This window comes from Verrucomicrobiota bacterium (genome assembly GCA_016200005.1).
GTDB lineage: Bacteria > Verrucomicrobiota > Verrucomicrobiia > Limisphaerales > PALSA-1396 > PALSA-1396.
In genome coordinates this window covers 63,048-74,939 of record JACQFP010000016.1, presented here as the reverse complement: position 1 = coordinate 74,939, position 11,892 = coordinate 63,048, and the positions used below count along the sequence as shown (strand labels likewise).

Here is an 11,892-nt window from a genome sequence, read left to right as displayed (position 1 = left end):
ATGGCCAAGTCGAACCTGGAAAAAAAAGTCGGTCTGTTTGTCGCCCTCGGACTGTTGCTGCTGGCGGGGCTGCTGTTGCAATTCAGCAAGGGGACAACCTTTTTCCGCTCGACTTACGAACTGAAACTCAAGACTGCCAATGTGGCCGGCATCAAGGCTCGGTCCAGCGTCCTGATGTCCGGCGTGCCCGTGGGCACGGTGTCGCGCATCGAGCTTTCGCCCAACGGCAAACACGTGACGATCTATCTCAAGATTTATAAAGACTTCAAAGTGCACCGCGATGCGCGGTTCGTGATCGAGCAATCCGGCTTTCTGGGCGACCAATACGTGGGGATCATTGTGGGTGATAATTCCGGGGAGCTTCTCAACGACGGTGATGAAGTGGAATCGCCCGAGCCGTTCAACATTCAGGAGGTGGCCCGTTCCGCCGCCGGCTTCATCCAGCGCATTGACGAAACGGCGAAGAAACTCGATGACGCGATCAGCCGCATTGACCGGCTGGTGCTCAACGAACAGACCTTGACGAATCTTTCTGCGACCGCCGGAAATTTCCGGTTGGTATCCGAGCGCGCGTTGAACACGGTGGACGGCATCAACACGATGATCGAGACCAACCGCGCGGCCATCGACGCCTCGGTCAGCAACGTGTACCGCTTCTCCGGTCAGCTTAATGCGGTGGGGGACGACCTCCAAGTCGTCGTGAAAACCAACAGCGCCCAGATTTCCATCGCCGTGAATAACATTGAATCCTCGACCGTGATATTGAAGAATCTGCTGGACGACTTGCAGGCCGGCCACGGACTGGCGGGCGGCCTGTTGAAAGACGAACAATTAAAAAACCACGTCTCCCTGCTGGCCAGCAACCTGGCGGTCACCAGCAGCAATTTGAACCGGCTGGGACTTTGGGGCATCTTGTGGAAATCGAAACCGCCCAGAACCGAGTCGCAAACAAATCAGGTGTTGTATCCGCCAAAAAACCCATTCAATTAACCTATGGCACTCTGGTCCATTCGCGTATTGTTTCTGGCTTTGTGCACAGTCGGTGGCTTTGCCATCACACAAGTGCGCCCGGAGATGATCGGCAATGGCTTGATCGGCATGATCATCGGATTCTGCTTCGGGATGCTGCTCATCGCCATCGACGAAATGTTGAAGGGGTTTTCGCTGCGGGCTTTTTCGGCCACGTCTTTCGGATTGCTGCTGGGCATGGTGATCGCGCTGGTGATTGACCGATCCGGCCTGTTTGAATACGTGGAGGGGAAATCCCGCTGGCTGATCCGGCTCGGGACTTTCCTCGGCTTCAGTTATATTGGCATGGTGCTGGCCATGCGCAGCAACAAGGAGGATTTCTCGCTCATCATTCCCTATGTCCGCTTCGCGCCGCAGAACAAGCCGGACAACCTTTTGCTGCTCGACACCAGCGTGATCATCGATGGACGGATCGCCGACCTGATCGAGGCCAATTTCCTCGAAGGCCTGATCGTCGTCCCGCGCTTTGTTTTGAGGGAACTGCAGCAGATCGCGGATTCCGACGACCCGATCCGGCGCGCGCGCGGGCGGCGCGGACTGGAAATGCTCAATCGCATCCAACGCAACACCAACAACGAGGTGAAGATTCACGATGGAGATTTTCCTGAAGAACCGGAGGTCGATGCCAAGCTGGTTCGGCTCGCCCGCAACTTGAAGGCCAAACTGTTCACCAACGATTTCAACCTCGGCAAAGTTGCTGAGTTGCAGTCGGTCAACTACGTCAACCTGCACGAGTTGTCCAAAGCACTCAAGTCGGTGCTGCTGCCCGGCGAAATGCTCTCGCTGCGCATTGTGCGCGAAGGCAAAGACAAAGGTCAGGGCGTCGGTTACCTCAGCGACGGCACGATGGTCGTCGTCAATCAGGCGCAAAACCTCATCGGCCAGCAGGTGCAGGTGCAGGTGCAAAGTTTGTTGCAGACTGGCGCCGGTGTCATCGTGTTCGCCGACCTCAAGACACCGCTCGCCACTTGAACTGGAGTTTTCAATGTCACTCGTAACCATTTTCAAAGCGTTCAATCCGGCCGATGCGCAACTGGTCCGCGCCCGGCTCGATGCCGCGGGCTTCCAAGCGATCGTAGCGGATGAACTCGCCGCGTTGAGCATGGATGGCTACGCGATGGCCATCGGCGGCATCCGCGTTCAAGTTCCAAGCGAGGAGGCCGAGGAGGCCAAGGCGTTTCTCGCTGCGGACGATGCGCCTCCGGCATGAAATCTTCCCGGCTTAAAGCGCTCTCCCGGCTGCAAAAACTTCTGCCCGCTGGCGAAATTCGTCTCGACCAATGCGCCTGCAGGCAATATGCCGGCGACAAATGGTTCGCCTCGCAAGACCCTGACGCTGTCGCAATCCCACGCAGCACAAAGTCCGTAGCCACGCTGCTTCGTTTTGCCAATGAACACAGAATTCCCGTGACCGCGCGCGGCGCCGGTTTCGGTTACGTCGGCGGCTGCGTGCCGACGCGCGGTGGCATCGCGCTGTCGCTGGCCCGCATGAATCGCCTCAAGGAAATTCACGCGGACGATTTCGTCGCCGTCGTCCAGCCCGGCGTCATCACTCAGGATTTGCAGGAGGAAGTTGAGAAGATTGGACTGTTTTATCCACCCGACCCGGCCAGCCGCGCCGATTGCACGCTGGGCGGGAACATTGCCACCAATGCCGGCGGGCCGCGCTGTTTGAAGTACGGCGTCACGCGCGATTACGTGCTTGGACTGGAAGTGGTGCTGGCCGACGGCTCGGCGGTCAGGCTCGGCAGCCGGACGCATAAAAACAAGACCGGCTTCGAACTACATCGCTTGTTCGTCGGTTCGGAAGGATTGCTCGGTGTGGTGACGGAGGCCACGTTGAAACTGCTGCCGCGCCCGCCGTTCCGCGCCTGTCTGGCGATTGGATTTGGCGCCATGAAAGATGCCGCGAAAACCATCCGCGCCATTTTCCGCGCCGGGCTTCTGCCCTGCGCGCTGGAGATTGCCGATGAATTCACGCTGGCGGCGGCCCGCCAGCGCACCGGCAGCCGACGACTCGACGGGTGCCAGGCGCACTTGATCGTGGAACTCGACGGCCAGGAAAATTCCGTGCGAACCGAAATCCGGGAATTGGAGAAGATCGTCCGCCGTCAACGACCGCGCTTCGTTCAACGCGGGTTCGGGAATAAAGCGTGCGAAAACCTCTGGCAGTTGCGCCGCGAATTTTCCTACGCCCTGCGCGACACCGGCCTGACCAAATTGAACGAGGACATCGTGGTGCCGCGCGGTCGCTTGGAAGACCTCTTTCACTTCACCGCCCGGTTGCAGAAGAAGCACAAACTGCCGGTCGCGTGTTTCGGTCACGCCGGCGACGGCAACATTCACGTCAACGTCATGGTGGATCTAACGCAGCCGGGTGCGCGGTCGCGTTCCGACGCCGCGCTGGATGATTTGTTCCGACAGGTGCTCGCTTGGAACGGCGTCATCACCGGCGAACACGGCATCGGCCTGGCCAAGAAACCGTGGTGGCCGCTCGCGGCTTCGCCGGAGTTGCGCTCGTTGCATCGAGTCGTTAAGATGGCCCTTGATCCGCACGGTATCCTGAATCCCGGCAAGTTCGTGTAGATCAAATTTGCGTTGAAACCGCGTATGTATTCCGGCGGCGTGATTAATCAAGTGCGACGACGCTGTCGCCTGTCTCGAGGATCACCGCAATAGAATTAAGGGTATGAAGTCAGAGACTGAGTCCGCCCTCACCCCAACCCTCTCCCCCAGGAGAGGGGGAAACTTTGTCTGTTTTCAGTCCATCTTGGCGGCTTGCTGCAATCACCGCTCGGCATGGTTCAAACGCGATCCAGCAGGAACTCCCTCTCCTGGGGGAGAGGGCCGGGGTGAGGGCGAGCGTTTGTCTCTAACCAATGGTCGATGGTTGCCAGGGAGAGTGTTCATCCTGATGCTGATTTTAGCTGGCGCATCCAATTTGCGGTCAGCCGCTCCGACACTCGGCGACGCATCCAAACTGCCGCCGCCTTCCAGCAAGGCCGTTGATTTCGTCAAAGACATCCGCCCCATCTTCGAAGCCAGTTGCTACAAGTGCCACGGCCCGGAAAAACAAAAGTCCGAATTTCGCCTCGATGTCAAAGCCGCCGCATTGAAAGGCGGCGAACATGGACAGGACATCGTGTTCGGCAAAAGCGCCGAAAGTCCTTTGATTCATTTTGTCGCCGGGCTAGTCGAAGACATGCAGATGCCGCAGAAAGGCGAGCGGCTGACGGCGGAACAAATCGGTTTGCTGCGGGCGTGGATCGATCAAGGCGCCAAGTGGCCCGAGGGCATCGACGCGAAAACGGTCAAATCAAAAAGCGATTACTGGGTCTTTCAACCTGCCAGCCGTCCGGCCATTCCAAAAGTCCAAAACAAGAGATGGGCGCGCAATCCCATCGACTTCTTCGTGCTCGCCCGGCTTGAAAAAGAAAAGTTGAAGCCGTCGCCTGAAGCAGATCGTCGGACTCTGATTCGCCGCCTCAGTTTTGATCTGACCGGATTACCGCCGACGCCAGAGGAAGTCGCCGCATTCATCGCTGACCGCCGGTCGGATGGTTACGAACGGCTGGTGGATCGCCTGCTAGCTTCAGCGCGTTACGGCGAACGTTGGGGACGCCACTGGCTCGATGTCGTTCACTACGGCGAATCGCACGGCTACGACAAGGACAAGCCGCGCCTCAACGCCTGGCCGTATCGCGATTATGTCATCCAATCCTTCAACGACGACACGCCGTACTCGCGATTCGTCCAGGAACAACTGGCGGGCGATGTGTTGTTCCCCAATCATCCGGAGAAAATTCCGGCGCTCGGTTTCATCTCCGCCGGCCCGTGGGATTTTGTCGGTCACGTCGAACTGCCGATCACCAAGACTGATGGTTTAATCGCGCGTTACAACGACCGCGACGACATGGTGATGACGACGATGTCCACATTTCAAAGCCTCACCGTGCATTGCGCGCGATGTCACGACCACAAGTTCGATCCCATCAGGCAGGAGGATTATTACAGTTTGCAGGCGGTGTTCGCCGGAGTCGATCGCGCCAACCGCCAGTTCGACATGGACAAAGAGATTTATGCGAAACGGAAAACGTTGAACGCGGAAAAGAAATCGCTCGAAGCAAAACTGAAATCGTTGAACGAAGCGGTGGCCAAGCTCACCAGCCCGGAACTTGAAAAACTTGATGCGCGGCTCAAGGAACAAAAGGACAAACTCGCTGCACTGCCCAAACCCACCAAGACCAGCCACAGCAACGGCTATCACAGCGGCATCGAATCCTCGCCCGACGTTGAGAAGTGGGTGCAGGTTGATCTGGGGAAAAGCCTGCCGCTCGACGAGGTCCGCCTGCACCCGGCGCGGCCCACGGATTTTGCGGACACGCCCGGCTTCGGTTTTCCCGTGCGCTTCCGGTTGGACATTTCGGACGAAGCGAACTTCAGCAAGCGAACCACGCTTGAAGATCACACTGCTGCTGACTTCACGAATCCGTTGGCCAAGCCGGTCGTCATTTCCGCGACCAATCGCACCGCGCGGTTCGTCCGTGTGACGGCCACCAAACTTTGGGAGCGGACGAAGGATTATGTTTTCGCGTTGAGCGAGCTTCAGATTTTTTCCGGCGGCACGAACGTCGCGCTGGGCGCGAACGTGACCGCGCTCGATTCCATTGAAAGCGGACGCTGGGCCAAGGCGTATCTGGTGGACGATTGCAACAGTCGCAACCGGCTCGGCGAAGTCAATGAATCCGAAGATCAAAAGGCCAGACGGCAGGAAGCCGAGGACGCCGTGAAGCAATCTGAGGAGCAGCGAAAAGCCTTGGTCGAATCATTGCTGGACGAGCCAACGAGGAACCAGCTTCGCGAAACGAATGACCGGTTGACGGAAGTGAAGAGTCAACTCGCCGCTTTGCCAACACCGAAAATCGTTTATGCCGCCGCCAATGATTTCTCCGCTGAAGGCAGTTTTCATCCCGCCGGAAATCCGCGACCGGTGAATCTGCTTTCGCGCGGCGACGTCAAGCGCCCCGGCAAATTGATGTCGCCGGGTGCGCTGAGCTGTCTGCCCGGCCTGGACAGCCACTTGGACATCGCTGATCCCGACGACGAAGGCAGCCGGCGCGCGGCGTTGGCGAAATGGATCACCGACCCGAAGAATCTTCTGACGCGCCGCTCCATCGTCAACCGCGTCTGGCAATATCATTTCGGGCGTGGCCTCATTGATACGCCGAACGACTTTGGTCACATGGGCGCGTTGCCGACGCATCCCGAATTGCTGGACTGGCTGGCCTGCTGGTTTCTCGACAACGGCGAATCGCTGAAACAACTCCACAAACTCCTCGTCACCAGCTCGACCTACCGCCAGTCGTCCTCGAACAATCCGCAATCCGCGCACCTTGATGGCGACAACCGTTTCCTCTGGCGCATGAACCGTCAACGCCTCGACGCCGAGGAGGTGCGCGACTCCATTCTGTTTGTCAATGGCAAGCTCGATCCGACGATGGGTGGGCCGTCCGTTCAACAGTTCTATTTCAAGGACGACCACTCCCCGGTCTATGACTACGGGCGCTTTGACGTGGACAGTGCCGGAAGCTACCGACGCAGCATTTATCGGTTCATCGTGCGCAGCGTGCCCGATCCGTTCATGGATTGCCTGGACAGCGCTGATCCTTCATTGCTCACGGCCAAACGCAACACGACCATCACCGCGCTCCAGGCGCTCGCGCTGCTGAACGATCCGTTCGTGCTCAAGCAATGCGAGCATTTCGCCGAACGCATCAACAGCATGAGTCCTGACCCGTCGAAGCAGATCGAAGCGGCTTATCAACTGGCGTTGAACCGGTCGCCGCGGCCTGACGAATCAAAACTCCTGATCGCTTACGCGAAGAAATTTGGGTTGCCCAACCTTTGCCGCGTAATTTTCAACAGCAATGAATTCTTGTTTGTGGATTGAACCATTTCTATGAGAACCAAGCATCCTGTCACCCCAGCGCTTTCCTCAAATAGTAGCCGCCGACGTGAGTCGGCGCCGACTTCTCCCAAACTGGAAATGCGCGGACTGACGTCCACGGCTACAAGATCCACCGAAAGTTTTGACGATCGCAAGTTCATGTTCCCGATTTGTGTCCGTCAACCGGCCGCGAGCAGGTTCTTCTCCCTCTCCTCCGTAAAGTGCAGGAGAGGGCCGGGGAGAGGAGGCGTTTTTTTCTGGCTGGCCCCTCTCTCCGACTCTCTCCCCGCTCGTTCCTCTCGGAGCGAGAGAGACAGACCGAGCACGTTCAACTGCCCAACTTCAGCCCAGGAGACGACCCGGTTATGAACCGTCACATTTGTGACTCAAAAGAGAATCCTATGTCATTGGGCGCAGAGGACGCGAGTCTCATCGACCGCCGCGAGTTTCTCTGGCGGTTCGGCGGCGGGTTGGGAGGGATCGCGCTCACGCATCTGCTGGCGACGGAAGGATTGTTGGCTGCGGAACCCGATTCTTCCCGTGCTCTCACGAGCGCGACTACGACCGGTGTGTTGAAGGGCCTGCACCATCCCGCCAAGGCCAAGCGCGTCGTGCAGCTTTTCATGTCCGGTGCCGCCAGCCAGTGCGACACGTTTGACTACAAGCCGGCGCTGATCAAACGCCACGGGGAGAAATTTGATCCGGGCGAAAAAGTGGAACTGTTTCAAAGCGATCCGGGCAATTGCATGAAAAGTCCGTGGGGCTGGAAGCAGTACGGTCAGTCCGGCAAATGGATCAATGACCTCGTGCCGCACATCGGCTCGTGTGCCGACGACATCGCGTTCATCCATTCCATGATCAGCAAGTCAAACGTCCACGGCCCGGCAACCTACATGCAGAACACCGGCTTCGTGCTGCCCGGTTTTCCGCACATGGGCGCGTGGATTTCCTACGGCCTCGGCAGCCTGAACAACAACCTGCCGACGTTCGTTGTGTTGCCCGATCCGCGCGGCTTTGCGCCGGGCGGCCCGGCCAACTGGAGTTCTGGTTTTCTGCCCGCCGCGCATCAAGGCACGATGATCCGCGTCGGCAAACCCAATCCGATTTTTGATCTGTTCCCGCCGGACTCGGCCAAATTCATCACGCCGGAAAGCGAGAAGGAAGGACTGGCGTTGCTGCAAAAATTGAATCAGCAACATCTCGCGACTCGCGACGGTGATTCGCGGCTCGACGCCCGCATCGCTTCCTTCGAACTCGCCGCGAAGCTGCAACTCAGCGCGCCGGAGGTGATGGACCTGTCCGGCGAGTCCGACGCCACGAAAAAACTTTACGGTCTCGATGAACAAATCACCGGAGACTTTGGACGGAGTTGTCTGATCGCCCGACGGCTGCTCGAACGCGGCGTTCGCTTTGTGCAACTTTGGAGCGGCGCGGACAACGGTTTTCCCCGCCGCAACTGGGACAGCCACGAAGACCTGGCCCGCGACCATCTCGACATGGCCACCAGCATGGACAAACCGACCGGCGCTCTCATCAAAGACCTCAAAGCGCGCGGCCTGCTCGACGACACCATCGTGCTGTGGACGACGGAGTTCGGCCGGATGCCGTGCAGCCAGGGCGCGAAAGGGCGCGACCACAATCCATTTACGTTCACCAACTGGCTGGCCGGCGGCGGCGTGAAAGGCGGCGTGAGCTACGGCGAAAGTGACGAATGGTCTTACAAGGCCGTCGTGAACCCGACCTATTGCTACGACGTTCACGCCACGATTTTGCATCTGCTCGGGATCGACCACACGAAGCTGACATTCCGCCACAACGGCATCGACCGCCGACTCACAGACGTTCACGGGCATGTGATCGGGGAATTGATCGCGACTTGAGTATGCTCCGCTCCCTCGCTCACTTCGGAAAACTGCAATGGCACCTCGGGGAATCGCTTGGGCTGAATTCGAGCTTGGATTCTCCAAGCAATTACTTAGGATACCTGCTCTATGAACATGAACGAATTACTCAGTCTGCCCGCGGCGAAGTTGAAACGCATTCTCGCCTTGAAGACAGAAATCGAGCGTCTTGAAGCAAAGCTCGCGAGCATCACCACAGCGGGGCTGCGCGGACCGGGTACCAACCCGGCTCGCAAGAGGCGGAAAATGAGCCCGGCTGCACGCAAGCGGATCTCTTTGGCGGCCAAGGCGCGTTGGGCGAAAGTCCGGGCCGCCAAAGCAAAGTAATCTTCTGATTCGGCTGGGACGACGGCGTCAGTCGTGGATCATGACGTGGGCGCGACGAGTACCACAAACTCGCCTTTGAGCGAGCGCTTTTTGACGATGGCCAACAGCTCCGGCGGAGTGCCGCGCAAGAATTCCTCAAACTTCTTGGTCAACTCACGCGCCAAAACTACCGTTCGCTCCGGAAAGATTCCCGCCAGTTCACCCAACAGCTTTTCAATCCGGTAAGGCGATTCGTAGAGCACCAGCGTTCCCGCAAACGATTTCAACGCTTCCAGTTGCTTGCGGCGTTGACCGGATTTGTGCGGGAGAAAACCGATGAAATGAAATTCATCCGTCGGCAGGCCGCTGGCCGTCAATGCCGCCACCAGCGCACACGCACCGGGCACCGCCTCGACCCGCAGACCCGCCGCCCGCGCCGCGCGCACGACCCGTTCGCCGGGATCGCTGATGCCCGGACTGCCCGCATCGGTCACCAGCGCCACCTTCTCGCCGCGCTGCAAGCGAGCGATGATTTCTTCGCTGCGCCGGGCTTCGTTGAACTGAAAGTAGCTGAGCAGCGGTTTGGAAATGCCGTAATGCTTCAGCAGTTGTCCGGTGCGCCGCGTGTCCTCGGCCGCGACGACGTCGCACTCCTTCAACGTCCGCAACGCGCGCAGCGTGATGTCTTCGAGATTTCCAATGGGCGTGGCGACGAGGTAGAGCGTGCCGGGTGTGAGCGGTGGCAGGACTTTGTCCATGGTCATCAGTAAGCCAGAAATTCCAGCGGGAAGAAATAGAGTTTTTCGACGCGTGTTCAACGTGCAGCCCGATTCGGCTCGCGAGCAAAGGGGTTGGAGGTTTGGAGTCCCGCCTTCAGGCGGTCCGATGCATCACTCTTGGCCTGGCCGCCTGAAGGCGGAACTCCAAACGGTGACTTTGTCCAGATGCTACTTTTGAACGCGCTCCAACGCTTGAAAGATTGCCAACTCGCCGCGTCTTCCTCATGCTGTGGTGGATCATCGAGCATGACATTCCTACCGATAGTGGCGCGTGAACTGCGCGTGGCGGCCCGGCGGCGTGGTACTTACTGGACGCGCGTGATCGCGGCGCTGATTTCCATCTGCGCGGCCGGTTGGATGCTGACGTTCTCGCAATTTGGCCGGCAGCCCTCCCCCTCCGAATTAAGCCGGAACATTTTCATGACGCTCTCGACGTTCGCATTCATCTACTGTCTGGTGGCCGGGGCGCGCAACACGGCGGATTGTCTCAGCGAAGAAAAACGCGAGGGCACGCTGGGGTTGTTGTTCCTCACCGACCTGAAAGGTTATGACGTGGTGCTGGGCAAACTGGCGGCCACTTCCTTAAATTCGTTTTACGGACTGTTGGGAATCTTTCCCGTGCTGGCAATTCCGTTGTTGCTGGGCGGTGTGGCCGGCGTCCAATTCTGGCGCATGGTGCTGGTGCTGGCGAACACGCTATTTCTTTCGCTCGCGGCGGGTATGTGGGTCTCCTCCCTGGTGCGCAACGAGCGGAATGCGGTTGGCAACACCGTCATCTTGATTCTGTTCATCACCGGCGGAATTCCATTGGGTGGAGCGCTCTTTGACCAGTATGTCCTGAAATGGCAGGGCGAACCGGTTTATGCCTTGTTGCCCAGCCCGGCTTACGCCTTCTACCTGGCTTCGGCTGCGTCGTTTCTCCCTTCGCTCGATCCCAATTTCTGGTGGTCGTTGCTGGCGACACATTCGTTGAGCTGGGGTTTGCTGGCGCTGGCGAGCGCGCGGCTGCCGCACGCCTGGCAGGACAATCCGGCAACTGTTGCCAGACTGCGCTGGCGGGAACGCTGGAAGCAGTGGAGTTACGGCGGACCCGCCGAACGGAAAGCGTTTCGGGAACGCTTGATGAACGTGAACCCTTTTTTCTGGCTCGCGGGTCGCGACCGTCTGAAGCCAACGTATGTATGGGCCTTTTTGGGACTGTCGGCGGTCGTCTGGTTGTGGGGACTGGCCGAACTGAAAAATGACTGGCTCGAAGAAGTGACCTATGTGATGACGGCGTTGTTCTTGCACTCGGTGTTGAAAATCTGGGTCGCCACGGAAGCCTGCCAACGCCTCAACCACGATCGTCAGAGCGGCGCGCTGGAATTGTTGTTGTCCACTCCGCTGAGCGTGTCCGAAATTCTGCGCGGACAATTGCTGGCTTTGCGAAGACAATTCCTCGGTCCGATCTTGATCGTGCTGCTGGCGGACTTTCTGTTCCTCATAAACTTGAAATATGAAAGCACCCGGACGCTGGTGTTCCTCGCTGGCATGGGAATGCTGGTGGCCGATGTTTACACGTTGAGTTGGGTGGGGATGTGGCTGGGGTTGAAGGCCAAGGACGCCAACCGCGCCACCGGCTCGGCCGTCGCGCGCATTCTGATTCTGCCCTGGGTGTTGTTTTACGTTGGCGGGATGTTTCTGGAGGCGCTCCAGTTTAGTACTCGTCGATTCAACATCCAAACTGAAACGACCATCCTTGTTTGGTTTGCCTTGGGGATTTTCATCAACTTGATATTTTTCACGCGGGCCAATCAAGGATTGCGCCGACATCTTCGCTCGCTCGCCACGGAACGATTCGAGCCGGCTCAACGGCATGTCCGCTGGTGGAAGTTCCGGTCACGCAGAAATGTTTCGCCCGCGCCGCCGGTGATAACGTCATGACAGAATC

General features: G+C 58.5%; 9 protein-coding genes. 8 read left to right on the top strand and 1 reads right to left on the bottom strand.

Annotated features, from left to right (window positions below):
• The 7 genes from HY298_05160 (at position 1) to HY298_05130 (ending at position 9,204) form a co-directional block, all read left to right on the top strand.
• Positions 1–990 (top strand): MCE family protein, encoded by a 990-nt coding sequence (locus HY298_05160; GenBank protein MBI3849665.1) that lies wholly within the window; start codon positions 1–3, stop codon positions 988–990.
• Positions 991–993: 3 nt separating this feature from the next.
• The gene (locus HY298_05155; GenBank protein MBI3849664.1) at positions 994–2,001 is read left to right on the top strand and encodes a TRAM domain-containing protein; all 1,008 of its coding nucleotides are present in this window, start codon (positions 994–996) and stop codon (positions 1,999–2,001) included.
• A gap of 13 nt (positions 2,002–2,014) precedes the next feature.
• Entirely contained in the window at positions 2,015–2,239 is a 225-nt protein-coding gene (locus HY298_05150) for a DUF2007 domain-containing protein (GenBank protein MBI3849663.1), read from the top strand.
• Positions 2,236–3,615, top strand: coding sequence for an FAD-binding protein (locus tag HY298_05145; GenBank protein ID MBI3849662.1), 1,380 nt, complete (start codon positions 2,236–2,238; stop codon positions 3,613–3,615). Before HY298_05150 ends, HY298_05145 begins: the two co-directional genes overlap by 4 nt.
• A 328-nt stretch (positions 3,616–3,943) precedes the next feature.
• Positions 3,944–6,979, top strand: coding sequence for a DUF1553 domain-containing protein (locus HY298_05140; protein ID MBI3849661.1), 3,036 nt, complete (start codon positions 3,944–3,946; stop codon positions 6,977–6,979).
• Between the two features lie 398 nt (positions 6,980–7,377).
• A complete protein-coding gene (locus HY298_05135) occupies positions 7,378–8,856 on the top strand; it encodes a DUF1501 domain-containing protein (GenBank protein ID MBI3849660.1) in 1,479 nt (492 codons plus the stop codon).
• 117 nt (positions 8,857–8,973) lie between these two features.
• Positions 8,974–9,204 (top strand): hypothetical protein, encoded by a 231-nt coding sequence (locus tag HY298_05130; protein MBI3849659.1) that lies wholly within the window; start codon positions 8,974–8,976, stop codon positions 9,202–9,204.
• A gap of 38 nt (positions 9,205–9,242) precedes the next feature.
• On the opposite strand, the gene rsmI is transcribed toward HY298_05130, so the two are convergent.
• Positions 9,243–9,947 carry a 16S rRNA (cytidine(1402)-2'-O)-methyltransferase gene (gene rsmI / locus HY298_05125; GenBank protein MBI3849658.1) on the bottom strand — a complete coding sequence of 235 codons (705 nt, stop codon included), beginning with the start codon at positions 9,945–9,947 and terminating at the stop codon, positions 9,243–9,245.
• 261 nt (positions 9,948–10,208) lie between these two features.
• Between rsmI and HY298_05120 the strand changes: the two genes are divergently transcribed.
• Positions 10,209–11,885 (top strand): ABC transporter permease subunit, encoded by a 1,677-nt coding sequence (locus HY298_05120; protein MBI3849657.1) that lies wholly within the window; start codon positions 10,209–10,211, stop codon positions 11,883–11,885.
• Positions 11,886–11,892 lie beyond the last annotated feature (7 nt).